This is a genomic window from Paenibacillus sp. FSL K6-1566, assembly GCF_038050475.1.
GTDB lineage: Bacteria > Bacillota > Bacilli > Paenibacillales > Paenibacillaceae > Paenibacillus_AQ > Paenibacillus_AQ lactis.
Genome location: NZ_JBBOSR010000001.1, coordinates 3,238,186 through 3,265,024 on the forward strand (window position 1 = coordinate 3,238,186; position 26,839 = coordinate 3,265,024).

Consider the following 26,839-nt stretch of genomic DNA (forward strand, 5'->3'; position numbering starts at 1 on the left):
ACATCCCAATGATACCAGCCCGTTTATGGGTTTTATGTTACTAATATTTACAGGAGGTGTTCTTTATCCAATTCACATTCTCTATGCTTGTAATCGTATTGCAAGCATATCCGCCATTCCAATTCGGGTATATGAGAGAAGTACACGAATTGCAGCGTATAGTTTGCATGACATGCCGATTGATCCGATAAAGCCGTATGTCCTTGATATTCAATGTGGATAGATGAGAAGCTTTCGATTTTACCGCTGTCCCAGAACGTTTCGCTATTTAAAAACAAATGCACCAAATGAGAGGAGTGAGCTCCTTCTCACTCGTATCTCGATTACTATTGCCCTATGGTACAGCGTAATCTGCCCTTATGTACGATATCTAGTACGAATCGATCATGTATAATGAATAGTAAAGAAGGTTATCACAGTGAATGACACAACCGATTAATTTGCAATCCATATTCAGATGGGGGTACTCATATGACTTTGCACACATCCATAGGGAAAATAAACATAACGGATCAGGTTATTTCGAAGATTGCCGGCACAGCAGCGAAAGCAACAGATGGTATTGTATCGATGACCGCTGGCCTTGTGGACGGAGCAGTTAAGCATTTGAGCGGCAAAAGGATGATGAAGGGAATTCAAGTAAAAATCTCAGATGCGATGGTTTCAGTTGAACTGAGAATTATTGTTCAACACGGGTTGAAGATCCACGAGGTATGCCGTGGTTTACAGCGTAACGTCCGCGAAGCTATCGAACAATTAAGCGGCCTTACAGTTGCTGCGGTTCATGTTCGTGTGGAAGGATTGTCCCTATCATAGAAAAGACTCACTTTAAGATCTTGCAGATATACATCATGAAGATAGGAGAAGAGAATGGAGTTAAACGCTAATTGGATTGGAAAAGAAACTACCTTAACGGCCGCAAGGATTCCTATCGTATTGTGGGTTCTTCTCGTAACCACGGCAACCATAACGTTGCAGACGATCGTCAATCCTGTCGTTGTTCCGACCATTTATTTCCTTGTTATGATTGCCGTCCATGTGACGTTGTACTGGCATGTGAAGGTCGTCGTATCCGTCTCTCGTTTACTTTACGTCACCGTCCAGGGCGTTTTCATTTTCAGTACAGCCCTTTTGATGCCTGATGGTATGCCGGCGCTGTTGATCGGGCTGCTACCCGTATTAATTGGTCAGTGCTTGGCTATCTATCGTAGGTTAATCATTGTATCCATGATTTTCGTGATCCTGTACGCTTGTTTTTGCATATTTACTTTAAATACGCAGTGGTCCAATGATATATTGCTATTTATTGCGTTGATGATCTTTATGACGATTATCATCATATCGTATGCAATATTATTTTACAGGCAAGTTGAATCTCGGATGCGGACAGAATTCTTTCTGAAGGACTTAAAGCAAGCTCATGATCAGGTCGAACAACTTACTATCGCCAACGAAAGGCAACGAATGGCAAGAGATCTTCATGACACGCTTGCACAGGGGCTGGCGGGGCTTATTATGCAACTTGAAGCGACTGAAGCGCATCTGAATAGAGGGAACTTGGAGCGTGCCAAGGAAATAGTTAACAAATCGATGAGTCAGGCCAGACGAACGTTGGCTGATGCAAGGAATGCCATTGATGATTTGCGTGCTCGGACGCTGCCTGAACTTGATTGGCAGGATGCAGTGAAGAGTGAGGTTCATCGATTTTCCTCTGCAACAGGCACTGCAGTCAAGTTAAATAATGCCGTTAAGATCCGCTTGTCCGGGAAGACAATGGAGCATCTTCTCTATGTACTACGAGAAGCATTAACGAATATCGCAAAGCATGCCGAGGCAACCGATGTTATCGTTCAAATGGAAGACACTACCGATGGGAACTTCCGCATGACGATTCGGGATAACGGTATCGGATTTAATCCGGACATCATCGGTAACCAAGCGGGACACTATGGGCTTATCGGCATAAAGGAGCGTGTTCGATTGATTGGCGGGCATTTAAACATTCAGAGTACTGGAACAGGTACTTGTATTCAGATTTTATTACAGAAAAAGGAATCGGAAGGCGGATAAGATCATGAAACATAAGATACTGATTGTGGACGACCATTGGGTGGTACGGGAAGGATTGAAAATGATTCTGGAAACGGATGAGCAGTATGAAGTCATCGGCGAAGCCGAAGAGGGAGAGTCGGCGATAGGCCTGATCAAGGAAGCCGAGCCGGACATCATTTTGTTAGACCTGAATATGCCTGGTGGATTGGACGGTCTGGGAACGCTGGAAAAGATGAAAGAGCTTCAATTGGAAATACCGGTAATCATCTTGACGACTTATAATGAGGACGAGCTGATGATGAATGCTCTAGCCCTAGGCGCCAAAGGATATCTGCTGAAAGATACAAGCAGAGATAACTTGTTTCGAACGCTCCAGTCTGCCTTGCGTGGCGAGACGCTGCTGCAACCTGAAATTACGTCAAGAGTGTTTGCATTCCGCCCCCATCGGCAATCCTCATCATCAGTGCCCGAATCATCTTACCAGGTCACTCCGAAAGAGCGAATCATTTTACAAGCGATAGCAAGAGGGGCGCGAAATAAGGAAATTGCCTCAGATTTGGGAATCTCGGAAAGAACGGTGAAAGCTCATCTAACCAATATTTATAACAAACTGGGAGTCGACTCGCGGTCGGAGGCGGTAGCTGTATCAATCGAAAAAGGAATTCTTCAATTGTAAGACATCGCACTTAGCCTTGGTCTGCCCATACTTCTCTATCTGCCTGGTCGTACCATAGGAGACCCTATCGTACGATTTTTTTATTGTGTCCCCTGTTCCGACTCGATCTTTAGTTATGGCTGACCATACCTTAAAACAGCACTATCGGATAACTGGAACATCATATGGGACAAATCTTCAATGCTCAAATCAAACCCACTTTCCATCCATTTGTTAATCATGCTTAAGCAGCCCGTTGTCAAATAGCGATATATGTAGTCTGCAATCTTCTCCGAACACTTCAGATTCAGATTCAACTTGAGAATGTGAGTTGCTTCAGCAATAAAGCTGATTTGGAAGGAGGAATTCTCCAAGCGGCGTAATAGGATGTTGAAAATTTCCGCATTCGCCTTAATGTATGCTAACAGTTCTTGTAAATAATGAAGGCTGCTTAAATTGGAATCGATTTTAGCAACACGTTCTTTGATATGGTAAAGTAAATCCGCTTCAATCTCCTCCAGAAGAGCAAATTGATCTTTGTAATAAAGATAAAAGGTGGAACGGTTAATACCGGCATTCTCACATAATTCCTTGATGGTAATCTTATGGATCGATTTGAAGCTCATTAATTCCACCAAACTGTTTTTTAATAAAGTTTTTGTTAATCGGACCCTCTGATTTTCTTTGTTTTTCATCGATCGGCATCCTCTCTGTGTTCATTAATTTATGTCGACTTGGCGGGAGTCGGACATTTGATACAAAAGCGTCTTACACACAACATCTAGAAAACAACTGCTGGTTGTGAAATAGACACTGTGTCAGATAATATAAATCTATACACGAACCTTGTCAAGCTGGAGCTTGTAGTGTCGATTAAGATAGTTTAGACCATCCGAGAACACATTTCGGCTGCCCGTCGCGTGACAAATTCAACTCGTGACACCTTGGTAATGGAGGGGACAATTATGAGAAAACAAAGAGTTTTGCTGACAGGGGCCACCGGGGGAATGGGGTTCCTTGCATTGCAAGAATTATTAACGCGTACGGATATACAGGATATCACGATTCTGGTACTGGATACCGAAGCAGACAGACAAAAATTGAAAGGTTACGAGAATCGAACAGGGCTAACGATCCACTGGGGGGATCTTACTCATTATCAAGACGTATTTGAATGTGTGAAACAAGCAGATATCGTGTTGCATGTCGCAGCCCTGGTATCTCCGGCTGCTGATTATTATCCGAAGTTGGCGATGAAAGTAAACTTTGGCTCCATGAGAAACATCATTCAGGCGATTCAAGAACAAGGACGTATGGATGAAGTCAAAGTCGTTTCCATTGGAACGGTTGCCGAAACTGGTGACCGAATGCCTCCGATTCATTGGGGCAGAGTCGGGGATCCCATTAAACCCAGCATGTACGATTATTATGCAGTGTCCAAGATTGCCGCAGAACGATTACTAATTGAATCCGGCCTTAAATATTGGGTCAGTCTTCGACAGACCGGTATCATGGGACCTGCCATGAGCAAGATTAAGGATGCGATCATGTTCCATAACTGCCTGGATAATGTTCTGGAGTATGTATCGGACAGGGACTCGGGACGTTTGCTTGGAAATTTATGTTTAAAAGAGTATTCAGGTGAATTATCGGAAGACTTCTGGGGACATATCTACAATATCGGTGGTGGTGAAAGCTGCCGTGTCGACACGTTTACGATGTATAAGGAGCTCTACGGTGCCATCGGTTTCAAAAATCTTAAATACGTGATAGACCCGAAATGGTATGCAACACGAAATTTCCATGGACAGTATTACCTGGATTCGGACAAGCTGGAAGAGCATCTGCACTTCAGACAGGATTCTATGCAATATTTCTATGATGCCTATTTGGATAACCTCGGAGCTACGGCAGCGATATCTCGGGTCATATGCAAATTACCGGGCGGCCAAAAGGTGATGGGCAGCATCATGAAAAAAATCTTTCTCAAAGAAGCCAGAACGAAACATGGGACGGTGCGTTTTATCGAACAAAATATGGAAGAGCACATTGACGCTTATTGGGGAAGTAAACAAGCATGGGAAGACATTCCTGATGATATCAATAACTTCCATCCTTTTAAAGACTGGGACCAAGTCATATGGATTGATCACGGTTATGATGAATCCAAACCGGAGAACGAACTAGCGTTGGAGGATATGAAGGGAGCCGCAATCTTCAGAGGCGGGGTATGCAGGTCGACCTCCATGAACACAGGTAACTGGAGAGACAAATTGCATTTCACTTGTGCTTTTGGTCATGATTTTGAGGCAAGTCCGCGCCTTGTTCTGGAAGGCGGTCACTGGTGCCCTGTCTGCGAGCGTAAAAGCTGGAATTATGCTGCCAGAGCCAAGGTAGATCCCTTCTTTGCACAAGTGTGGAATCCTTTGCATCATTATGAAGAAACGGAACGAGAATATGACAAGGAAGTTTCCGAATTGGATGTATGATGACCACCAGTCCATATTTTTTCTTCCCGATCGTACATGTAGGGCATGCCCTTTTGTACGATTTTTTTTGATCCGTTATTCGATATGATCGGGTAAAGAGGTTGTCCTGCAGGCAATTTGTCTCGATTACTGCTTGATGAAAGGGGAAGAAATAGAGTTATGGCAAAATGGTTATATCGCCTCGGTGCATGGTCTGCGAGGAAAAGGAAATCGGTAATTATTGGAGGACTCGCACTGCTTATATTGCTCGCGACCTTGGGGCTTAGCCTGGGAACTTCCTTTACGGGGGAGATGACCATACCTGGCACCAAATCAGACCAGGCCGCTGACATTTTAAAAGAAGAATTTCCGTCGTCCGATGACGGTGGTCAGATAAGGTTGGTTTTCAAAGCCGATAATGGCACCATTGAATCAGACATCAGTAAGAAATGGATTCTTCAGGCTTTGAAGGACGTCCAAAAGGATTCGTTCGTAAAATCCGTGTTGAGTCCATACGACGCAATGACGATAAGCCCAGACAAAAAGATCGGATATGCCGATATAACGTATGTTCAGCCGGCAAACGAGGTTGGAGAGCACTCCAAAGAGCATGTTCTGGGAATTGTGGAATCCTTACGCGGGAAAGGGATTCAGACAGAGCTCGCAGGCAGCGTGGCATTCTCGGAAATTGAAATCGGTGCAATCTCTGAAGTAATCGGAATCCTGATTGCCTTTATGATTCTGGCATTCACCTTTACATCGTTCCTTGTTGCTGGTCTTCCGATTTTGACGGCCGTCATCGGTCTTGGCATTGGATTAATGACCGTCATCATCGGCTCCAACTTTATATCGATGTCATCTTTCTCGATTACGCTTGCGGTCATGCTCACTTTGGCCGTAGGCATCGATTACGCTTTGTTTATCGTTTCCAGGTATCGCCAGCAACTGGCAGAAGGATACGAACGTCATACGGCAATTGCGCAGGCCAATGCTACGGCCGGAAGTTCGGTTGTATTTGCGGGATTAACCGTTATCATAGCGCTGGTGGGTTTGTCCGTTGTACAGATTCCGTTTATTACCATGATGGGTCTCGCCGCAGCGGTTAGTGTACTATTCGCAGTATTGATAGCCGTTATATTTGTACCGGCCGTATTGGGAGCTGCAGGGGAGCGGATCAGTCCTTCACGTGAGAATAAATGGCTCCGGAGATGGTCAGGGAGTAAAAAGGAGAAGGTCGGCGGTAGTCGTTGGGGCAAGGTCGTAACGAGAAAGCCTTGGCTTACATCCATTCTATGCATTGCCATTCTGACCACATGCACCGTACCGTTTCTCCACATGGAGCTTGGGTTGCCAGACAATGGCTTGAAGTCTACCGATACGACGGAGCGCCGCGGCTATGATCTGCTTGCCGAGGGATTCGGAGAAGGATTTAATGGACCTCTTGTAATTGTGGCAAGAGCTAAAGGAAGTGCAGATGCTCAAACGGATATTGAAAAGGCAACGGCATATATAAAAGAACTGCCAAATGTAGCAAGTGTAACGCCAGCCATTCCAAGTCCTTCGGGGGAGACGGCTATCATCAATTTGCTGCCGGAGACGGGTCCACATGATATTCGTACGACCAAGCTTGTAAAGGCAATTCGGGACAAGGCAGACCAGATCAATAAGGACAGCCATTTAGAAATCATGGTCACAGGCGGAACAGCGGTTAACATCGATATTTCCGAAAAGCTTGCTGAAGCGTTGCCTAAGTTTGCGTTGCTGATCGTTGGTCTTGCCTTCGTGCTTCTCATGCTCGTATTTCGTTCCGTGCTTGTACCGATAAAAGCCGTACTAGGGTTCTTGTTTACGCTAGGAGCTACCCTGGGCTTTATTGTATGGGTCATTCAAGACGGTTATCTTGCGAGCCTGTTCGGCATTCCCGAACCTGGCCCTGTACTAAGCTTTCTGCCGATCCTTGTAACAGGCATTCTGTTTGGTCTTGCTATGGATTATGAAGTATTCCTTGTCAGTAGGATGCGCGAAGAGTACACACATACGGGCGATGCACGCCAATCCGTAAAAAACGGAATCACGCATAGCGGTCCGGTGGTTTCAGCAGCAGGGCTGATCATGATTGCCGTATTTGCCAGCTTTATTTTGGCCGAGGATCCAATCATCAAGTCCATGGGACTGGCACTTTCCTTTGGGATTCTGGTTGACGCCTTTATCGTACGTATGACCCTTGTTCCGGCGATCATGACGATCTTTGGGAAGAGTTCCTGGTATTTGCCAAAATGGTTGGATCGTATCTTGCCCAACATTGACGTTGAAGGCGAATCTGTTATGAAAGACACACGTCTCTAACTTGTGATACAAAGGACAGTAGCTTTTGCTTCCAGATCGTACATAAAGGGCTCGCCCTTCATGTACGATTTTTTGGTTTCCGTTCGTTTCTCGGTTTTTCCGTAAGGAACTCGGTCTCGAATTGCATTTAAACTTTTAACGGTTCCAGAAACAGCTTTTTTAAAATTTGAAATTGCTCGTTCGGATCTACCCTAGTCTGGAATGCATTAATTTCGTTCAGCATCGCCATCTTTTTGGAAAAGTTGCCGAATACATTCATCATGGTAAGCAGAATATTCACGGTGTTTCCATTGGTTCGTACCGAGCCATCCTGTTCTCCAAGTTTAGCCAACTCGGTGAAGAGGTTGATCAATCTGTCGTAATGGGCTTGGTACAACTCGATGTCCTCTAGCGGTTCGATAGAAAGCGCTACGTAACATTCAAAGGCTTCAATCAGTTTGGAACTGCGTTGATTCTCTGCTTGCTGGAAGAAAATGAGCGCATCAAAAATACGCTCTAACTTGTCGTAGCAAGTACCGTCGCCACGAACAATATTCTCAAATGCCTTGATCTCAACCTGAACGATATCTGAAGCTACGGCGACAATCAGGTGTTCCTTTTTTGGAAAGTAACGAAATATAGTAGCAACTCCAAGATTTGCTTCTTGGGCAATCTCTTGCATCGTGGCCTGTTCAAAGCCTTTACTGGCAAACACGGATTTTGCGGCTTCAATAATGCTTGCGCGCCGTTTTATTCGCAGATCGCTTCGTTCATGCTCGAGTCGTTCACGGGGTTGGATGGGAAAAACCTCCTTGTATCTTGAACTCAAATTATGCTACCAACTGCGGAGTTTTTTGTCAATTTGAAGTCGGTGATATTATAATGATATAATTAAAATCGAAATGATAGTAAGACTATCAAATAAAAGAGGAGGCGTAAGATGTCTATGCGTAAAAGCCGTGCCGCGACTAAGGTTGATTTTTTGGATCATTCCTTTATTCAGCAACCTTTTCCAGTTTATGCGATGTTGCGAGAGAACGAGCCCGTTCATCGATTCCTGCTACCGGGTGGACATTATGCCTGGATGGTATCCCGCTATGAGGATGCAGTGAAGATTTTGCAGGACGAACGTTTTGTTACAAGTCCTCCTCATCATGGGCAAATGGGGGAGAAGCAACCACCCCATATGGAGATTATTTCGCATAATCTGCTCAGCGTTGACCCAGAGGATCACCGCCGCCTTCGCCGGTTGATTCAGAAAGCATTCACCCCGCGTATGATCGAGCAACTACGTGGAAGAATTGAACAGGTAAGCGAAGGATTGTTAGACAAGGTGCTTGCTTCTGGTAAACATGACTTCGATCTGATTGAGGAATACGCATTTCCGCTGCCCATTATCGTCATTTGTGAAATGCTTGGTGTACCTCTGCAGGATCAAGAAAAATTCAGAACATGGTCCAACACGATTATGGAGGGCGTCAGCAATCCGCAGATGAACCAAGAGATGGATGAGGTTATGAAAGCCTTTGTGGAATACCTACAAGAATTAATTGCTGATCGGCGAAAGCATTTGAAGGAGGATCTCATCAGTGATCTCATTAGCGTAGAGGAACAAGGAGATAAGTTGACGGAGCAGGAACTGTACGCACTTGTGTTTGTACTAATCATTGCAGGACATGAGACGACGGTGAACCTGATCGGTAATGGTATGCTTGCCCTTATGGAGCATCCCGAGCAGAAACGGTTATTGATGGAGAACCCAGATTTGATTCAATCGGCCGTGGAAGAAGTGTTGCGATTTAATGGGCCGGCTGAGGTGAGCAATATCCGTTGGGCAACGGAGGACGTCGAGATGGACGGTAGGTTTATTCGCCAAGGCGACATGATGCTGGTTGCCTTATCATCCGCGAATCGCGATTCACGTCAATTTTACGAGCCGGATACGTTTGATATTACACGAAAAGTCAATAACCATATTGCGTTTGGCAAAGGGGTGCATTATTGCCTTGGGGCACCGCTTGCACGGCTTGAAGGTGAGATTGCCATTAACGACCTGTTTCGAAGGCTGCCAAATATTCGATTAAATACGGACCCTCAGCTCCTGGAATGGAGACCCGGCATGATCATTCGTGGCTTGAAAGCCTTTCCGGTAGCATTCTGAAAAGTAAAACGGAACCCAGTCATTTCCCATATAACAAAACATTGATTTCTTGACAAGGTAACTATTTTCGTTTCAAAGTCAATTCACCTGTATACGACATGTATGCTTATGTAAATTGAATTTCTAACCCGCTGTCATTAAAAGATCAGTGGGTTTTTATACGTGGAGAAGGAAAATTAGTATCCAGTTTAACTGGTAACGCGCTTTTTAATATTTACAAATCATGTTTAGTTTCTCTCTGGTCCGTTAACGCAAGCAGTTATATGATCTTGGTAGGCTTCAAAATGAAAGCGCTGCATTATGAATGCAGCCATGACCAAGGGGGGAATTCATGCATGTGGATGCGAAAGATCAGTCTGCTGTTCTGCAGTCTGATTCTGGTGTTCATGACGGCATGCAGCAGCGGTTCGGGCGGCGATGTGAAGACGAGCGAACCCGGCAAAGCGGATGAGACCGTCAACGCGCCTGCGGCAGCGAATGATGAGGAACCGGCAGACGAGCCAAGCGGCGAGGAAGACATAACCGGTACGCCGGTGATGGATTTTGATATGGGCGGCCGCACCATCAAATGGGTGTCCTGGTATGACGAGTCCATCCAGGAAGACAACCCTGACAACATTAAACGGAAACGAAATTTGGAAGCATTGATGGAAAAGCATCATTTTAAAATGGAATACGTGATTGTGGATTACGGCGAGTATCAGGATAAGGTGACAGCCTCGCTGGTAGCGGGCGAGCCGATCGGCGATATTATCCGGGTTGCCAGGCCGTGGATGATTCCGGCGCTGGTCGATCAAGGTTTGTTCGCACCGGTGGACGAATACACCAAGAACGAGAAGGTATTCATTCAGCAGTACACAAACGAGTACTCCCAATACGAAGGAAGGGGCTACGGATTTCGGACCGGCATCAACGGCGCATCGTCCGGCATTTTCTATAACCGCACGTTAATGAATCAATTGGGCATGAAACCGTTGCAGGAATACGTCAACGAAGACAACTGGAATTGGGACACGTTCATTCAAGTCGCGAAAGAAGCGAACAAAGATTCAAATAACGACGGCAAGTTGGATATTTGGGGGCTTGCGACCGCTTCCCTGCTGGTTCCTGCCATGGCTTCAAACGAAGCGAATCTGGTCATTCTCGATCAACAAGGACTCGAGGATCCCAAGACCTTGGAAGTGCTGAACTTCTTGTCACGCCTCGCTACAGAGGCGGTTGGCAGGCCAACGGAAGGCGGAGACTGGACTGAGCCGGGGCAATTTTTCCGCCAAGGCAACACCTTGATGGTTGCCGGCAGCGACTATGAAATGGAAAATTTCAAGCAGGACATGCCGGATTACGATATCGGATTTCTCCCATTTCCGAAAGGGCCAAGCGCAACAAGTTATCACTCGCATAATACGATCCCGAACTACCTGACGATACCAAGCGCTGTGGAACATCCCGAACGGCTGGTGTACATTTACGAGAAAATTAACGATATCGACTCGATCTACGACTATCCGAAACAATCTACTCTGGAGACTTTATTTAGCAACGAGGATGATATTCAAAATGCCAAGATTGCCGGTGAGAGCATTAAAGTGATCGAGACCGACAACGGATATCCATCGATGCCTTATTACGAGTTTATCGGGGAAATCATGGAAGGCATCCCGGTATCAACGGTCGTCGAGAAGTACAAAGCGCCATTTCAGGCTGCGATTGATGCGGTTTGGAAAAAGTGAGCAGGGACCGTCAAGCATCACGGCCACCCTCGCATCATCTTTCGATTAGGAGGGCGGCCTGAGGCAAGGCCGTTATAACTGGAAAGCGATTTCAATTAATGCCTCTTAACGGCAGAGGGAGGATAGCCTTTCGATTCCTTGAACACTTTGCTGAAATAGGAAAGATCATAGAAACCGCAGCATTCGGCGGCTTCCGTCACGGTACAATTGCCGGTTGCCAGCATGATTTCAGCATTGTTTACGCGAACACGCTGCAAGTATTCCTTGTAGGTCGAACCGGTGTTCAGCTTGAATAATTTCCCCAGATAGACGGGATGGAGATTGAACTGCTCGGCAAAATCGTTTAACGTCAAGTCTTCCGCATAGTGCTCTTCGATGAATGTGGTCAGTTTCTTGATCCGCGGATCCATCACCATCGTCGTTTGGCGATGCATGCCGCGAAGTAGCCGATGGAGAATGAGTTCGAACAGTGCACGCGCATGGATCATATAGAACGGTTGTTTATTCATCCATACGTGGTTGAACTCCCGGATGTAGGCAAGAATCTCTTTGGTGATCAATTTCTTCGTGACGACGCCAAACGGAAGCTGAATATGATTATGCGGTTCGGCCCAGAAAAAATTGAACGGATACGCATGCATGGGAGACTCTTTGAACGTATGGGCTTCCCGTATGCTTCCCCCGGGAACGTATACCAGATCGCCTGCTTCGACTGCAAATTTTTGGCCGTTAATGTAGTAGTTTGCCCGGCCTTCAACGACGAAGGTCAAATCATGAAATCCGATTCGTGCCTTCTGAATCTTCCAATCGGGATAACATTTGCGGTCTACGAACAGAAAGATATTCGGTACGAGATGAGGGTGATATTCAAGCTCCAAGCGAAGATCGCCTCCTTTTAGAAAAAATTGTAATGTCCTAAGGAACATTTACAACCTGTGATTGGATTGTATTTACCATGGAATCACCATGGAATCATCGCGCTGATTGACGAATCCAAAAAAAATTTGGGAGGAGCAGTCTAATGAAACATTTCATGATTTCACGCTTTAACAAAGCCATATGCGCATGTTTGGCCCTTGTCATTGCATTGTCCCTTATGGCGGCACCTGGCGATGTTGCCGCTGCCAGCGACGCCGTCGTGAATGTATCGTCGGAAAAACAAGTGATTCGCGGCTTCGGAGGCATTAACCACCCGGCATGGATCGGGGATTTGACGGCGGCACAGCGAGAAACCGCCTTCGGTAACGGAAACAACCAGTTAGGATTCTCGATACTAAGAATCTACGTGCACGAAGACCGCAATCAGTGGTACCGCGAATTGGATACGGCTAAACGAGCCATTGCCCTTGGAGCCATCGTATTTGCTTCCCCTTGGAATCCGCCGGCCGATATGGTCGAGACCTTTAACCACAACGGCGATACGTCGGCAAAGCGGCTTCGTTACGACAAGTATGCCGCGTATGCCCAGCATCTTAACGATTTCGTGACGTACATGAGAAACAATGGCGTCGATCTGCATGCGATATCCGTCCAAAACGAGCCCGATTATGCACATGACTGGACGTGGTGGACACCGCAGGAAATGCTTCGGTTTATGAAAGAAAATGCCGGATCGATCAACACGAGAGTCATCGCGCCGGAATCGTTCCAGTATCTGAAAAATATGTCGGATCCGATTTTGAATGATCCCCAGGCGCTTGCCAATATGGATATTCTCGGCGCTCATCTGTACGGGACCCCGGTTAGCAATTTCGCTTATCCGCTATTCAAACAAAAAGGAGCGGGAAAAGATCTCTGGATGACGGAGGTATACTACCCGAACAGCGACAACAACTCGGCGGATCGCTGGCCTGAAGCCCTTGACGTGTCCTATCATATCCACAATGCTCTGGTAGAAGGCGATTTTCAAGCCTACGTGTGGTGGTATATCCGAAGATCTTACGGTCCGATGAAGGAGGACGGCACGATCAGCAAACGCGGCTACAATATGGCTCATTTCTCCAAATTTGTCCGCCCCGGCTATGTCAGGGTGGATGCCACGAAAAATCCTGAATCCAACGTTTACGTATCAGCCTATAAAGGTGACAACAAAATCGTTATCGTTGCGATTAACCGGAGCAGCGCCGGGGTCAATCAGAACTTTGTGCTGCAAAACGGATCGGTTTCGCAGGTATCAAGGTGGATCACGAGCGGCAGCAGCAATCTTCAACCCGGTACGACTCTCAATGTAACGGGGAGCAACTTCTGGGCCCATCTTCCCGCGCAGAGCGTTACGACCTTTGTAGGCGAACTCGGGCGGTAATTTATCGTCCACGGTACTGGTTTCAATAATAAGCAGCAGTTTTAACAAAGAGCTGTCTCCAGGTCTTGCAGGCGACTTGGAAGGACAGCTCTTTGTTCTGGGCTGGATTTGATCCGAAATTTCAGCCCTAAACGGTTGGATGTCATTTCGCTCCCAGCCTATAGCCATGGTAAGCAATTGTACCCCGAGGAAGGAATTGTACCTTTTTCTTGCGAACAGTCAAGTGTATCATCGTATTGCCTTACTTTGAAAACGCTTTCTATTGAGGAGGGTACATATGCAGCGTTTATGGTCCAAGTTCTCCCCGGTGTTCCGCAGATTTCTGATTTCCTACTTGATCGTGCTCCTGATCCCCCAAATTGCGGGCTATGCATCGTACAGGACTTCGATTGAAGTGGCGAAAGCAAGCTCAATCGAAAACAGCCTGAGTTCCTTGAATCTGGGAAAAGAGATCATCGAGCGTCATCTGGTGGAGGTGGAAACCTTCACGAAGCAGCTTGCGATCAATCAGGATCTATATCGTCTGATCGCTGATCCCAAGCCGCTCGACAGCAACAACGTTTATGGCTTGGGACGCATGCAGCGCAGCCTGTCCATGTACAGCAGCACGAATGATTACCTCTCCAATTTTTTCATCTACATACGTAATTATAACGCAATTATTACGCCGAATACCGTCTATTACCGGCCCGAGCATTATTACGAGGCGAATCGGCTTGAAGGAATGACGTTCGAGGAATGGGAGGAGGCTGTATTAAAGAAACCTCATCTGAATGAAATGGTTCCGCTTAAAAAATATAGGCGGGAAATCCGCGATACGGTGTTTGTCGAGACGCCGGCCGTCACGTTTCTGCAATCGATCCCGCTTAACAGCTTTAACAATCCGCAGGCGATGATCGGCGTACTGATCGATGAAGATCATATGGGCAGCCTGCTGCAAAATATCGTGGACCAATACGGGGGCTGGGCGTTGGTTGCGGACCGGGAAGGCAGATTGATCCTGTCCCGCGGCATCGGAGAAGAGGAGGCCAAGCGCTTCACCGAAGCTTCTTCCGATGAGAACGGCGAGGTCAGCCCCACGGGCGACGGACGGCTGTTGATCTCCATCCGGTCCGACCTGAACGGCTGGACCTATATGGCCGGAATACCCGAGCAGGCGCTGATGACGAAGGCCGACAGAATCCAGAAAATTACGACGACATTTACGCTGGCAGCGCTGGTTATCGGTTTGCTGATCGGACTTGTGCTCGCGTACCGGCACAGTGCTAAGGTCCATTCGCTACTGTCCGTTTTTCGCGAACAAAACCACGTTTCTCGGGAAAAGATCGGCAACGAGTATGATTTTCTGGCCGGCAATATCGCGGCGCTGATCGCAAACAATAAATTGCTGGAGTCTTCACTGAACGATCAGCTCCCGCTGCTTAGGGATGCGTTCATCAAGCGGCTGCTGACAGGCGACTTCTATACGCTGCGCGAGCTCGAGGCGGTTTCCGGTCAAACCGGAGTCCGGCTCCGCGGCGAGCATGGACGTGCAGGCATTCTGAAAGTTGCCGGATATGGCAGCGCCGACAGTGAGGAAATCATCCAGGAACTCAGCGTCGCCCGGTTGATCGTCCGGCAGGCCTTGAGCCGGCTGGAACCCGATGTGCTGGTTACGGACTGGGGTTCGGACCAGATCGCTTTCGTGCATGTGCTTGCCGGAGAGCTAAATCGCCGCCTGGAAGACGGTTTGCTCGAACTGGTCGATGCCGTATATCGGCAGCATCGATTGTCGATCACGATCGGGCTGGGTTCGGCGTTCGACGCGTGGAACGGCGTAGCCGACTCGTTCAACGAAGCGCAGCAAGCACTGGAATATGCCGTCCACACCGGGGCAGTCGGCATCACCCGGTTCGAGGATGCGATGAAAGCAACGGAGCTGTACTATTATCCGATTGAATCCGAACAGCGAATGCTCAATACGCTTAAGGCGGGTGAACTGGAGGAAACCTACCGTCTTCTTGACCAGCTGTTCAGCCGGAACTTTGAAGAAAGGGAGTTGTCGTACGATATGACGCAGCAGTTTGTGACGGAGCTGAAGGGAACCTTTTTAAAGCTGGCCGAACAAAAAATATTCCACGACGAGTCGTTGACCGACCATATCAAGGAACAGATCGCTGCCGTTTCGTCAACGGACGGGGTCGATCAGCTCAGGGACAGATTCGGAAAGCTTATTCATGATATATGCATGGACGTCCGGAAGAAAAAATGCGACATGCATGCCGAGACCGTAAGTGAGATCATCCGCTATATCCACGAGCGTTACTCCGACGCCGAGCTGACGCTTTATCGTATCGCGGAGCATATTGGCAAGCCAGAAAAATATATCTCCCAAATGTTCAAGGAGCATACGGGAACGAATCCTTCGGACTACGTTGAACTGGTGAGGATCGGCAAGGCGGCCGAGCTGCTGCAGCAGAACCTATTGACGATTGACGAAATCGCTGCGCAGGTGGGGTATAACAGCGCCCATTCATTTCGGAGGGCCTTCAAGCGGGTTCGCGGCGTGTCGCCGAGCACGTTCCGGCAAATGGCCGATTAAGGAGACGGCGACCTAGCCGTCTTTTACGGAAGGGGAGTCAGGCACCTCATTAAACGAATGGATCGGACGTGTCGAGTGACGTTTTTTTATCGAATCCGTCAAATGAAAAAAACGAGGAAAATCAACGCTTGGAAAGTATCCGTTTCCGAAATTGTACGGTGAGGGAGAAAGTGTGCCTTTACGGCGCCGAGCGTGCAATTTTATGATTACGCACAAGAAAGCGCTGCCAAACAGAGTTCCTGCTTCATTGGCAGCTGCTCATCGAAGGAGGGATGGAACTGAGTACTCTATTTTCCAAGTCCAAAACAGTCAGAGCCCCGAGCAATACACGCTCGGAAATCGGGAGATTTGCCTCCCGAAGCTTCAGAAGACATTGGCAGCTGTATCTGCTGGTCATTCCGCCGGTCTTGTATTTCATCATCTTCAAGTACTTGCCGATGGCAAACGCCGTGCTTGCCTTCAAGAACTATAACGTGGTGAAAGGGATTTGGGGAAGTCCATGGGTCGGCACGCAGTACTTCGAGATGTTTTTTCGCAACCCGGCGTTCGCGACGCTGATCAAAAATACGCTGTACATTTCGTTCTATCAATTGATCGTCGGGTTTCCGATCCCGATTCTGCTGGCGTTGGCCTTGAACGAGGTGAAGAGCGCAAGGTTCAAAAAAACCGTGCAGATGGTCACCTATGCGCCATATTTCATCTCCACAGTGGTCATGGTGTCCATCATCATGCTGTTCCTGTCCCCACGTCTTGGGATCGTGAATACCATTGCCGGCGCGCTTGGCTTCGAAGCGATCAATTATCTTGGAGAGCCAGGCATGTTCCGCACGATTTACGTGCTGTCCGACGTATGGCAAACGATGGGCTACTCCGCCGTAATTTATCTTGCTGCGCTGGCGGGAGTGGACCCGTCATTATACGAAGCGGCCAAGGTGGACGGTGCCAATCGGTTACAGAAAATTCTGAACGTCGATCTCCCCGGCATTCTGCCGGCCGCGGTCATCATTCTGATTCTCAGCGTAGGCAACATCATGGCGCTCGGCTTCGAGAAAATGTACTTATTGCAAAATCCGCTGAACTTGTCCACGTCGGAAATCATCTCCACGTATGTGTACAAAATCGGGTTGCTGAACGCGAATTACAGTTTCGCCACGGCGGTCGGGCTATTCAATTCCTTGATCAATCTGGTGCTGCTCCTGGTTGTCAATGCCGTTGCCAAGCGGGCTTCTAATACCAGTCTCTGGTAAATTTCGCGAAAAGGGGGGAGTGACATGAACGCATTGCAAACCCATCAAGGAAGCCGACGGAGCACGAGGATCAAGATCAAGGAGTCGCTGGGGGACCGCATTTTTCTGAGCGTGACCTATATCTTGCTGACCTTGGTTCTAATTGCCGTCCTGTATCCGCTTATTTACATCGTAAGCTCGTCCCTGAGCAGTCCAAGCGCCGTCTCTGCAGGCAAGGTGTGGCTGTGGCCGGTCGACGTATCGCTGGCGGGGTATGAAGCGGTGTTCCGAAACGGCCAGGTGCTGACGGGTTATGCCAATTCGCTGTTTTATACCGTTGCCGGTACGTTTATCAGCGTATCCCTGACCATCATGGTCGCATACCCGTTATCGAAAAAGTCATTCTTCGGCCGCACGCCGCTTATGGTTTTCATTACATTCACCATGCTGTTCTCCGGCGGTTTGATCCCGACCTATCTGGTCGTCAAATCGATGGGCATGATCGACACGCGCTGGGCGCTGCTCATTCCGAACGCCGTGTGGGTATGGCAGGTCATTATCGCCAGAACCTTCTTTCAGACCTCGATCCCGGATGAGCTTTCCGAGGCGGCAGACATCGACGGGTGCAGCGACATCCGCTACATTTTCAGCGTCGTTCTTCCGCTTGCCAAACCGATTATCGCCGTGCTCTCACTCATGTACGCGGTGGGGCAGTGGAACGCCTACTTCGATGCCCTGATCTATTTGAAATCGCAATCGCTCTATCCGCTCCAGCTCATTCTCCGCAGCATTCTCATCCTGGGCAGCGGAACGGGCAATATGGATGCCGGGGAGATGGTTAAGCAGCAGCAAATGGCCGAGCTGATGAAATACTCGCTCATTGTGGTGGCAAGCCTCCCGGTGCTGGTGATCTATCCGTTTGTGCAGCGCTATTTCGTACAAGGCATGCTGATTGGCTCCGTGAAGGGCTGATCCCGGGCATCGCCCGTTATAGTGATAACCAATTCATGAGGGGGAGATTGATTTGAGAAAAACGGGAACCCGTCTGCTTGTTCTCATACTGATGCTTAGTTTGGTGCTTGCCGGATGCTCCGGCGGAAACGACAACGAAGGAAGCGAAGGGACAGAAGGCGGCTTACAGGATTCCGGTGAGAAGGTAACGATCAACGTATTTGCCCATCAAAGCTCGGATGTGGATCTGAAAACCAATAAGTTTACGAAAAAAATGGAAGAGCAATTCGGCATCAAGTTCAACTGGACAACCGTTCCGTTCGACGGCGCGGCCGAAAAACGCCAAATTTCGCTTGCGTCCGGCGACTATCCGGATTTGTATATGCTTATTCCTTGGGTGGACCGTTTCTCGCAGACGGACTTGCTGAAGTTCGGGCAGCAGGGGGTGATCGTTCCGCTTAACGACCTGATCGAGGAGCATGCTCCCCACATTAAGGAAGTGCTGGAGAACAACGAATATTATAAGGCCATGAACACTGCTCCTGACGGCAAGATTTACGGATTGACCGGCTTAAACGAATGCTTCCACTGCTCATACCCGAATAAAATGTGGATCAATACGAAGTGGCTTGATCAGCTCGGACTTGCGCAGCCGACGACGCCGGAAGAATTCAAAGCGGTCCTTGAAGCCTTCAAGACGCAGGATCCGAACGGAAACGGCAAGGCGGACGAAGTGCCGCTCAGCGGATCCGTCGAAAATTTCGGCGTTCACGTGATTCCTTATCTCATGAACGGCTTTATTTACAACGACGACAGGACGTATCTCATCATGAAGGAGGGCAAGGTCGACACCGCGGCGAACAAACCGGAATGGCGGGAAGCGCTGGCCTACATCAAATCGCTGTATGACGGCGGACTCATTGACCCGGGGGCGTTTACACAAAATGCAGGCGCATACAAAAAAATCGGGGATAACGCCGACGCACAGCTTTTGGGTGCCGGAGCAGGCATGCATCCCGCCCTGTTTTTAACCACAGGAGAAGATGCACCCTACAGCAAGGACTACAACCCGCTTCCGCCTCTGCAAGGACCACACGCCAATTATGCAACGTTCAACTATCCGATCGATCCGGGCGCATCCTTCGTTCTGACGAATAAAGCGAGCAAAGAGGCGCAAATCGCCGCCATTAAAATGCTGGATTATTTCTATACGCAAGAAGGGGCAATGCTCTCCTATCTCGGTGAAGAAGGCAAGAGCTGGCGCAAGCCGCAGGATGGAGAAATCGCGCTGAACGACAAAGTGGAGCCGCTCTATAAATCGATCCCGCTTGAATCCGGGGAGCAGCCCCGCAATGACAGCTGGGGGGCACTAACCCAATATAATCACCACCGGGCATATCGCGATGCCGAGGTTCAGGGCACGGATATTTACGCTAACGATGGTTACGAACGCCGTCTTTACGAGGCAACGTTATTGATGGAAGGCAAGGAGCCGAAAGAAATATTCCCGCACTGGGCGCTATGGGTCGACCCGTTGGTCGCCGATGAAGCCAGCATGATGCAGACCAACATCAAAGACTATGTCGACCAGAACGCTCTGCTGTTCATTACCGGCGCCAAGAGTCTGGATAAAGATTGGGATGATTACGTGAAAGGGCTGGAGGGTCTGAACATGCAGCGTTATCTTGAAATCATGCAGGCTGCCTACGATTCATCGACGATATCGAAGTAGACCGCGGCGCGATAAGCTCGGATTCTTAGGGGCATGAGTCTGCGCTCAGGGCGCGGGACTGTCGAAGCGAATGGCCAATTGTGTACGGCACTTCAGACGAGTCGAAACCAATGCGGTTCGAGGCAAGGCTTGCGTGCCCGCGGCGCTTTTGAGGTCAGCATTGCGATGGAAGGACGGAAAGCTCGCGCTGCGGGCTTTTTCGTTATAAGTGATCATTGATATGGGGCCGTGATATCAAAATAAGGTACAAATATGCGGGATTAGGCAATTTTTATTCTTATATCGGATCGTTACAATAAGTTGGAATGAAGGTGGCTTGGATGCGCATTGAAGCCCATCAGCATTATTGGAAAATCGACTCTAACGATTAAATGGATGGATTACGCCCGATTTTCCGGTGCTTTGCCTTGGCGATTTGCCTTTCGACATGTGATGGAGCTGAACTAGTGCAATTTATAAAGCGGATTGGAGGAGAAGCCATGACAAGCTTGGTTAGCAAGGACCAGAAGCATCGCTTGTGGTATACGAAACCGGCGGCGGAATGGAACGAGGCGCTACCGATCGGAAACGGCCGGCTGGGGGCGATGATTTTCGGCGGCACGGCTGAGGAGAAGCTTCAGCTCAACGAGGATTCCGTATGGTATGGTGGCCCCCGCGACCGCAACAACGAAGACGCACTGCCTCATTTGCCCGAGATTCGAAAGCTGATTATGGAGGGAAGGCTGCGGGAGGCCGAGGAGCTGGCAGCGATGACGATGGCGGGGCTGCCCGAAGCGCAGCGGCACTATATGCCGCTCGGCGATCTGCTGTTGTCGTTTAGCCATCACGAGCTTCCTGCCGTCGACTACGTGCGGGAGCTTGATTTGGAGAACGGCATATCCCGGGTCAGCTATCGGATCGGCGAGATCAGGTATACGCGCGAGCTGTTTGCCAGCTATCCGGATCAGGCGATCGTCATCCGGATATCCGCCGACAAACAGGGGACAGTCTCGTTAAAAGCCCGGTTCAATCGCCGAAACTGGAGATACCTGGAGAAGACGGACAAATGGAAGGAAAGCGGGCTTGCCATGCGCGGGGATTGCGGCGGCGAAGGAGGCAGCTCGTTTAGCGCCGTCCTGAAAGCGGTTCCGGATGGCGGCGTCTGCCGTACCCTTGGGGAGTATTTGCTGGTGGATGGCGCAAGCTCGGTAACGCTGCTGATCACTGCCGGAACAACGTTCCGCCATCCCGATCCGGAGCTTGATGGCAAACGGCGGCTGGAGATGCTGAGCCGGGTTCCATATGCTGAGCTGCTAGCCCGGCATGTCGCCGATTACCGCGAGCTGTACGGACGGGTCGATCTGAAGCTGCCCGAGAGCCCGGACAAAACCGTGCTGCCGACCGACGAACGGTTGATGCAGTTTCAACAAGGAGGAGAGGATCACGGCCTGATCGCGACTTATTTTCAATTCGGCCGATACCTGCTCATTGCTTCCAGCCGGCCGGGCTCTTTGCCCGCGAATCTTCAAGGCATCTGGAACGACAGCTTCACCCCGCCGTGGGATAGTAAATTCACGATTAATATCAATGCACAGATGAATTATTGGCATGCAGAAAATTGCAATCTGGCCGAATGCCATGAGCCGTTGTTCGAGCTGATCGAACGGATGCGCGAGCCCGGTCGGGTGACAGCACATGTCATGTACGGCTGCCGGGGCTTCACCGCCCATCACAATACGGATATTTGGGCGGACACGGCGCCGCAGGATACGTATCTTCCGGCTTCTTTCTGGCCGATGGGCGCTGCCTGGCTGTGCCTGCATTTGTGGGAGCATTACCGGTTCGGTCAGGACCGATATTTTCTGGCGCGGGTGTATGAGACAATGAAGGAAGCGGCGTTGTTTCTGCTGGATTATTTGATCGAAGACGCCGAAGGACGGCTGGTGACTTGCCCTTCCGTCTCACCGGAGAACCGGTATAAGCTGCCAAACGGCGAGACGGGGGTGCTCTGCGTCGGAGCCGCGATGGATTTTCAGATCATCGAAGCGCTGTTTGATGCCTGCATTCGGGCTTCGGAAATCATCGGACGGGATGAGGCGTTCCGCGATGAACTCACGGGCACGCTGAAGCGGCTGCCCCAACCGCAAATCGGTAAATACGGCCAAATCCAGGAGTGGATGGAGGATTACGAAGAGGTGGAGCCGGGACACCGTCACATCTCCCATCTGTTTGCCCTTTACCCGGGCGAACGCTTTAGCGTGGAGCGAACGCCGGATTTGGCTGAGGCCGCCAAGACGACATTGGAACGCAGGCTTGCCAGCGGCGGGGGGCACACCGGCTGGAGCCGTGCATGGATCATTAACTTCTGGGCACGTCTGCAGGACGGAGCCACAGCTTACGAGAATGTGAGGGCGCTCTTGGACCACTCCACACTGCCTAATCTGTTCGATGATCATCCGCCATTTCAAATCGACGGTAATTTTGGCGGTACGGCAGGCATCGCCGAGATGCTGCTGCAAAGCCATGACGGGGCAATCCGGCTCCTTCCCGCAGTGCCCGATTGCTGGAGCGAGGGGAGCGTGAAGGGGCTGCGAGCCAGGGGAGGTTATACCGTCGACTTCGTTTGGGCAGAGGGCAAGGTTACGGAAGCCGTCGTCACTTGCGCAGCTTCAGGCCCTTGCCGATTGGAGGCTCCCGGCTTCGAACCCGTAGTGTTTGTGGGCGAGACTGGACGTTCTTATACGTTCTTTAGCAAAGAGACGGCAGTGGATCGATAAATGGATGGTCTTTCTTCGAGACATCCCGCTATACCATGGAATCCGATGACCAGGCTGGGGATCGAGACAAGAAACTCCCGCAATATTGAACTAGGAAAGCACAAGATAAGACGAGAAAAGGCAGGGAAACCCAGTTATACTGAACTTGCAAACGCATACTAAACGTCAAATGGGAGTGGTAAATCAACATGACGAAATTATTGCGCATCGGAACGCTGGTTGGCGGCGGGGACGCTGTACGGGTCATCCCTCAGATCGCGCCCCACGGCTTTGAATCGTTCGGCCTTACCTTCTGGCAGACGACAGGCGATACCGATCTTGTGGAGACGGCAAAGCGGGTTCGTGAGCTGCAAGCAGAACACGGTTTTATCGTGTCGACGCTCGGGATTTTCGGCAATCCGCTGACCGGGGAAGGCAGTAATGCCGATACCTTGGCGAGCTGGGAGCGTCTGATCGATCATGCCCATCTGTTCGGCACCGACATCGTTTCCGGTTTTACCGGACGATTGACGGGCGAATCCATCGACGCCTCGATCCCGCAATATGCGAAGGTGTTCGGCGAGCTGTCCAAAAGAGCGGCAGATCAAGGCGTCCGCATTGCATTCGAGAACTGTGACATGGGCGGGACATGGGAGACGGGGGATTGGAATATTGCCCATAACCCGACGGCGTGGGAGATGATGTTCAACGCCATCCCGTCGGACCATATCGGCCTGCAGTGGGAGCCCTGCCATCAGATGGTGTCTTTGATCGATCCGATTCCGCAGCTGCGGAAATGGGTGGATAAAGTATTCAACGTCCATGGCAAGGATGCAACGATTGCTTGGGATATCGTGAGGGAATATGGCATTCACGGGCCGAAGCCTTATGTATGGCACCGTACTCCCGGATTCGGCGACACCAACTGGACCGATATCATCACGATTTTGCGTCAGGGCAACTATCAGGGAACGATCGATATTGAAGGCTGGCACGATCCCGTATATAACGGGGAGCTTGAAATGACCGGACAGGTTCATGCGCTTCATTATTTGAAGCGATGCCGAGGCGGAGACTTCATACCGAATCCGGTGTAATCTGCGAGATTAAAAATTAAAGGAACGTCAGTAACCATCTAAAATAGATGGTTACTTTTTTTTCATAAAGATAGAAGCAATATTTATGGAAACAGTGTTTCATAAAGGAAATTTCGTAACATATCATGCTTGTTCAGGTGTTGCATGAATATACGATATAGTATATTTTAATCCTATTCTATGAAGGTGGGGGTGGTAGATATGGATGATATGCGGATTGAGGAAATGACATTGAATGCCTGGCCCGCATTCCAAACGATCGTCCGTAACGGCTGGCTGCTCCGGTTAGCGGCCGGCTTCACGAAGCGTTCCAACTCGGTCAGCGCGCTCTACACGGAGCCGTCGGTTGATCTGTATGAACAGATTCAATATTGTGAACGCATATATGCAAGAGAAGGTCTTGACGTTGTATTTAAAGTTACGCCGTTCAATCCCCCTGAACTCGATTCGATTCTGGATGACCAAGGTTACTCCTTTCTCGACCCCACGAGCCTCAAAGTGCTGGATTGTCTGGACCACGTGCCGGCCCCGACATATCGGGATGTGTCCGTCTATGAACAGTTGAACAACGAATGGCTTGATGATCTGACGGTGGTTACGGGGCTCACGGCAAAAAACAGGGACATCAAGCAGCAGCTGTTCAGCCGCTCTTCCGTTCCTTACGGCTTCTTTTCCTTATATGATCAAGGCAGGCCGGCGGCCTGCGGAATCGGTGCTCTAGAGGAGAACGTTGTGGGGATATTTGATATTGCAACCGCACCTGCTTATAGGAAGCGAGGCTATGGCACACAGATTTTATTACATATTCTTCAATGGGCGAGAGCACAAGGGGCGACCAGCAGCTATCTCCAAGTCGTGCAAGCGAATCTGCCGGCTAACCGGCTATACGACCGGCTGCGCTACCGGGAAATATACACTTATTGGTATCGGGCGAAACATGTTGAATGATAAACCATTACCAGTCTATGCGGATTTTTGCATGTAGAGTATGGCAGCAAGTCCAAGGCTTGATCGCCAAGGGGTTACTCTATCGGCCGATCGGTTGTATAATCATGGGTGAAGCTAACCTGAAGACCTGGTCTTAGATAAGCTGTCTAAGCCGGGTCTTTATTTCAAGTCAGCCGTGGTTGACCATGCCATGCCATCGGGACCAATGATGGGGGGGATGGATGTGTGTATGTTGTGCTTGCTTTGGCATCCGAACGTAAAGGAGTGTTCAATTTTGTATACATACAGGCCGCTAAATGAACTGGATCTCGAGTTGATATGCGGCTTTCCGCAAACGCCGGAGGAGCTTTTTTACATGAGTCCGAGGTCCGGCTTTCCTTTGACGCCGCAGCAAGTGATGGACTTGCTCGAGAATCGGTTAGAGCCTACGGTTATCGTTGAGGCCTCCACTGATCGGCCAGTCGCTTACGCGAATTTCTATGATGTGAAGGACGGTTCAGCATGGCTCGGCAATGTCATCGTTGCCCCGGACCATCGGGGGAAAGGCGCTTCGAAAGAGCTGCTTCAAACAATGATGCGATTGGCGAAAACGAAATACGGGGTGAACAGCCTGCATCTCAGCTGCCATAATACCAACACGCGGGGGCTGGTTTTTTATCACAAACAGGGGTTCAAGCCGTATGAAGTAAACATTACCACGCTCAATGGAGATGCCGCGATGATTACGATTCAGATGAAGAGGGATTTGACGGAGCTATGAAAAACTTGGCTATAGGCGCAGGAATCTTCATCGTTGTGGAGCTGATCCTCATTCTATTATTTACAATGGATGGATGGGGCACGCTGATCTTTGCTGCAGGTGTAATGATTACATTGCTCGCTCTAAACGCTCATACAGCAGATGGAAATCGTTAAATATCATAGGGAGCAAAGACGCTCTCAGAATAGGGAAAAGATTCGGGAGCTGAACCGAAATCGTTCAAAGGAGGAGCATGTATGATTCAGGCTTTTATTTTTGATATGGATGGTGTCATTATTGACAGCGAGCCGCTTCATTTCGAAGTGGACATTCAGGTTATGAAGGATTTTGGGGCTGCTATCACGCAGGAGCAGCTCGAGAAATATGTAGGGATGACCAATCCCGAAATGTGGAAGCTGATCCGGGAAGAATATCAGCTGCAGCGGACGGTATCCGAAATCATCGATTATCAATTATCCAATAAAATTAAAATATTGACCGCACGCGAAATGGAACCGATTGACGGAATTCGCGAGCTGCTCGCGGATTTGAAAGCCAGCGGCATCCCCGTTGGGATCGCATCCTCATCGCCCCCCGTATTTATCCAAGCGGTGCTGGACAAATTCGGTCTGCTGGATGCCTTTAACTGTATCGTAAGCGGGGAAGAGGTCGACAGAGGCAAGCCTGCGCCTGATGTATATTTGAAGGCAGCTGAATTGCTTGGCTCGGAGCCTGCTTCCTGCATGGTGCTGGAGGATGCGCGCCATGGCATTGCTGCGGCCAAAGCAGCCGGCATGCAGTGTATCGGTTTCGTTAATCCAAATTCGGGTAACCAGGATCTATCCGCCGCAGATTATGTAGTCCGCTCAATTGCAGAAGTGAGCGCAATATGCCAGCTGAAGAGTTAGGTCGTAACAGCTCGGTCCTTGTAAGGGCTGGGCTTTATTTTTTGAGGCTTGGTTGAATGGGACCAACTTATCCGGGGTGGTTCTCGTTAATATAATAGCAGCTACTAATAGCTAGACCTAAGTCTAGGATGATTATCGTCTGGAGACGGAAGCTATCGCCACTCGTTCATGGTATCCTTTCATTAACTTGAACAGGACAGAGGCGTGGTCAGGAAGTATTGCCTCGATC

21 protein-coding genes are annotated in these 26,839 nt (G+C 49.3%); 18 read left to right on the plus strand and 3 right to left on the minus strand.

The window, feature by feature from the left end:
* Positions 1–471 precede the first annotated feature (471 nt).
* From NST08_RS14230 to NST08_RS14240, 3 genes are read left to right on the plus strand one after another with little or no spacing between them, the layout of a single operon-like run.
* Positions 472–816 carry an Asp23/Gls24 family envelope stress response protein gene (locus NST08_RS14230; RefSeq protein ID WP_341341890.1) on the plus strand — a complete coding sequence of 115 codons (345 nt, stop codon included), beginning with the start codon at positions 472–474 and terminating at the stop codon, positions 814–816.
* A 54-nt stretch (positions 817–870) separates the two neighbouring features.
* A complete protein-coding gene (locus tag NST08_RS14235) occupies positions 871–2,070 on the plus strand; it encodes a sensor histidine kinase (RefSeq protein WP_341341891.1) in 1,200 nt (399 codons plus the stop codon).
* Between the two features lie 4 nt (positions 2,071–2,074).
* The gene (locus tag NST08_RS14240) at positions 2,075–2,728 is read left to right on the plus strand and encodes a response regulator (protein ID WP_213615415.1); all 654 of its coding nucleotides are present in this window, start codon (positions 2,075–2,077) and stop codon (positions 2,726–2,728) included.
* A 113-nt stretch (positions 2,729–2,841) separates the two neighbouring features.
* Here the strand turns inward: NST08_RS14240 and NST08_RS14245 are convergent, their stop codons facing one another.
* On the minus strand, positions 2,842–3,402 hold the full coding sequence (locus NST08_RS14245) for a TetR/AcrR family transcriptional regulator (RefSeq protein ID WP_341341892.1): 561 nt from the start codon (positions 3,400–3,402) through the stop codon (positions 2,842–2,844).
* A gap of 270 nt (positions 3,403–3,672) precedes the next feature.
* On the opposite strand from NST08_RS14245, the gene NST08_RS14250 reads away from it, so the two are divergent.
* Both NST08_RS14250 and NST08_RS14255 read left to right on the plus strand, forming a co-directional pair.
* Positions 3,673–5,196 (plus strand): NAD-dependent epimerase/dehydratase family protein, encoded by a 1,524-nt coding sequence (locus NST08_RS14250; RefSeq protein WP_341341893.1) that lies wholly within the window; start codon positions 3,673–3,675, stop codon positions 5,194–5,196.
* A 159-nt stretch (positions 5,197–5,355) separates the two neighbouring features.
* Positions 5,356–7,521 (plus strand): MMPL family transporter, encoded by a 2,166-nt coding sequence (locus NST08_RS14255; RefSeq protein WP_341341894.1) that lies wholly within the window; start codon positions 5,356–5,358, stop codon positions 7,519–7,521.
* Between the two features lie 127 nt (positions 7,522–7,648).
* Here NST08_RS14255 and NST08_RS14260 read toward each other — a convergent pair whose 3' ends face one another.
* Positions 7,649–8,329: a TetR/AcrR family transcriptional regulator gene (locus NST08_RS14260; RefSeq protein ID WP_341341895.1), complete on the minus strand. Its 681-nt coding sequence runs from the start codon at positions 8,327–8,329 to the stop codon at positions 7,649–7,651.
* Positions 8,330–8,440: 111 nt separating this feature from the next.
* On the opposite strand from NST08_RS14260, the gene NST08_RS14265 reads away from it, so the two are divergent.
* Both NST08_RS14265 and NST08_RS14270 read left to right on the plus strand, forming a co-directional pair.
* Positions 8,441–9,661 carry a cytochrome P450 family protein gene (locus NST08_RS14265; protein WP_341341896.1) on the plus strand — a complete coding sequence of 407 codons (1,221 nt, stop codon included), beginning with the start codon at positions 8,441–8,443 and terminating at the stop codon, positions 9,659–9,661.
* 335 nt (positions 9,662–9,996) lie between these two features.
* Positions 9,997–11,391, plus strand: a complete 1,395-nt coding sequence (locus tag NST08_RS14270) for an ABC transporter substrate-binding protein (protein ID WP_341341897.1) — start codon at positions 9,997–9,999, stop codon at positions 11,389–11,391.
* Positions 11,392–11,486: 95 nt separating this feature from the next.
* On the opposite strand, the gene NST08_RS14275 is transcribed toward NST08_RS14270, so the two are convergent.
* Entirely contained in the window at positions 11,487–12,269 is a 783-nt protein-coding gene (locus NST08_RS14275; RefSeq protein WP_341341898.1) for a helix-turn-helix transcriptional regulator, read from the minus strand.
* Between the two features lie 155 nt (positions 12,270–12,424).
* Between NST08_RS14275 and NST08_RS14280 the strand changes: the two genes are divergently transcribed.
* From NST08_RS14280 to NST08_RS14330, 11 genes are all read left to right on the plus strand, one after another.
* On the plus strand, positions 12,425–13,693 hold the full coding sequence (locus NST08_RS14280; protein ID WP_341342632.1) for a glucuronoxylanase: 1,269 nt from the start codon (positions 12,425–12,427) through the stop codon (positions 13,691–13,693).
* Between the two features lie 277 nt (positions 13,694–13,970).
* Complete coding sequence (locus tag NST08_RS14285) at positions 13,971–16,274, plus strand: helix-turn-helix domain-containing protein (protein ID WP_341341899.1); 2,304 nt, start codon at positions 13,971–13,973, stop codon at positions 16,272–16,274.
* A 272-nt stretch (positions 16,275–16,546) separates the two neighbouring features.
* The gene (locus NST08_RS14290; protein WP_007130167.1) at positions 16,547–17,521 is read left to right on the plus strand and encodes an ABC transporter permease; all 975 of its coding nucleotides are present in this window, start codon (positions 16,547–16,549) and stop codon (positions 17,519–17,521) included.
* Positions 17,522–17,545: 24 nt separating this feature from the next.
* Positions 17,546–18,472, plus strand: a complete 927-nt coding sequence (locus NST08_RS14295) for a carbohydrate ABC transporter permease (protein WP_007130166.1) — start codon at positions 17,546–17,548, stop codon at positions 18,470–18,472.
* A 52-nt stretch (positions 18,473–18,524) separates the two neighbouring features.
* Positions 18,525–20,183 carry an ABC transporter substrate-binding protein gene (locus NST08_RS14300; protein ID WP_213615439.1) on the plus strand — a complete coding sequence of 553 codons (1,659 nt, stop codon included), beginning with the start codon at positions 18,525–18,527 and terminating at the stop codon, positions 20,181–20,183.
* Positions 20,184–20,662: 479 nt separating this feature from the next.
* A complete protein-coding gene (locus tag NST08_RS14305; RefSeq protein ID WP_341341900.1) occupies positions 20,663–22,939 on the plus strand; it encodes a glycoside hydrolase family 95 protein in 2,277 nt (758 codons plus the stop codon).
* A 188-nt stretch (positions 22,940–23,127) separates the two neighbouring features.
* A complete protein-coding gene (locus NST08_RS14310; protein ID WP_210095192.1) occupies positions 23,128–24,015 on the plus strand; it encodes a sugar phosphate isomerase/epimerase family protein in 888 nt (295 codons plus the stop codon).
* 201 nt (positions 24,016–24,216) lie between these two features.
* Positions 24,217–24,963: a GNAT family N-acetyltransferase gene (locus tag NST08_RS14315; RefSeq protein ID WP_007130162.1), complete on the plus strand. Its 747-nt coding sequence runs from the start codon at positions 24,217–24,219 to the stop codon at positions 24,961–24,963.
* Positions 24,964–25,192: 229 nt separating this feature from the next.
* Positions 25,193–25,723 carry a GNAT family N-acetyltransferase gene (locus NST08_RS14320; protein ID WP_232239293.1) on the plus strand — a complete coding sequence of 177 codons (531 nt, stop codon included), beginning with the start codon at positions 25,193–25,195 and terminating at the stop codon, positions 25,721–25,723.
* Positions 25,720–25,878, plus strand: coding sequence for a hypothetical protein (locus NST08_RS14325; RefSeq protein WP_007130160.1), 159 nt, complete (start codon positions 25,720–25,722; stop codon positions 25,876–25,878). Before NST08_RS14320 ends, NST08_RS14325 begins: the two co-directional genes overlap by 4 nt.
* Positions 25,879–25,959: 81 nt before the next feature.
* Positions 25,960–26,610 (plus strand): HAD family hydrolase, encoded by a 651-nt coding sequence (locus NST08_RS14330; protein ID WP_007130159.1) that lies wholly within the window; start codon positions 25,960–25,962, stop codon positions 26,608–26,610.
* Positions 26,611–26,839 lie beyond the last annotated feature (229 nt).

What these genes read in the sequence shown, in the direction of transcription:
- NST08_RS14230 (WP_341341890.1), top strand. Translation starts at nt 472, where the DNA reads ATGACTTTGCACACATCCATAGGGAAAATAAACATAACGGATCAGGTT.
- NST08_RS14235 (WP_341341891.1), top strand. Translation starts at nt 871, where the DNA reads ATGGAGTTAAACGCTAATTGGATTGGAAAAGAAACTACCTTAACGGCC.
- NST08_RS14240 (WP_213615415.1), top strand. Translation starts at nt 2,075, where the DNA reads ATGAAACATAAGATACTGATTGTGGACGACCATTGGGTGGTACGGGAA.
- NST08_RS14245 (WP_341341892.1), bottom strand. Translation starts at nt 3,402, where the DNA reads ATGAAAAACAAAGAAAATCAGAGGGTCCGATTAACAAAAACTTTATTA.
- NST08_RS14250 (WP_341341893.1), top strand. Translation starts at nt 3,673, where the DNA reads ATGAGAAAACAAAGAGTTTTGCTGACAGGGGCCACCGGGGGAATGGGG.
- NST08_RS14255 (WP_341341894.1), top strand. Translation starts at nt 5,356, where the DNA reads ATGGCAAAATGGTTATATCGCCTCGGTGCATGGTCTGCGAGGAAAAGG.
- NST08_RS14265 (WP_341341896.1), top strand. Translation starts at nt 8,441, where the DNA reads ATGTCTATGCGTAAAAGCCGTGCCGCGACTAAGGTTGATTTTTTGGAT.
- NST08_RS14270 (WP_341341897.1), top strand. Translation starts at nt 9,997, where the DNA reads ATGTGGATGCGAAAGATCAGTCTGCTGTTCTGCAGTCTGATTCTGGTG.
- NST08_RS14280 (WP_341342632.1), top strand. Translation starts at nt 12,425, where the DNA reads ATGATTTCACGCTTTAACAAAGCCATATGCGCATGTTTGGCCCTTGTC.
- NST08_RS14285 (WP_341341899.1), top strand. Translation starts at nt 13,971, where the DNA reads ATGCAGCGTTTATGGTCCAAGTTCTCCCCGGTGTTCCGCAGATTTCTG.
- NST08_RS14290 (WP_007130167.1), top strand. Translation starts at nt 16,547, where the DNA reads ATGGAACTGAGTACTCTATTTTCCAAGTCCAAAACAGTCAGAGCCCCG.
- NST08_RS14295 (WP_007130166.1), top strand. Translation starts at nt 17,546, where the DNA reads ATGAACGCATTGCAAACCCATCAAGGAAGCCGACGGAGCACGAGGATC.
- NST08_RS14305 (WP_341341900.1), top strand. Translation starts at nt 20,663, where the DNA reads ATGACAAGCTTGGTTAGCAAGGACCAGAAGCATCGCTTGTGGTATACG.
- NST08_RS14310 (WP_210095192.1), top strand. Translation starts at nt 23,128, where the DNA reads ATGACGAAATTATTGCGCATCGGAACGCTGGTTGGCGGCGGGGACGCT.
- NST08_RS14315 (WP_007130162.1), top strand. Translation starts at nt 24,217, where the DNA reads ATGGATGATATGCGGATTGAGGAAATGACATTGAATGCCTGGCCCGCA.
- NST08_RS14320 (WP_232239293.1), top strand. Translation starts at nt 25,193, where the DNA reads ATGTTGTGCTTGCTTTGGCATCCGAACGTAAAGGAGTGTTCAATTTTG.
- NST08_RS14325 (WP_007130160.1), top strand. Translation starts at nt 25,720, where the DNA reads ATGAAAAACTTGGCTATAGGCGCAGGAATCTTCATCGTTGTGGAGCTG.
- NST08_RS14330 (WP_007130159.1), top strand. Translation starts at nt 25,960, where the DNA reads ATGATTCAGGCTTTTATTTTTGATATGGATGGTGTCATTATTGACAGC.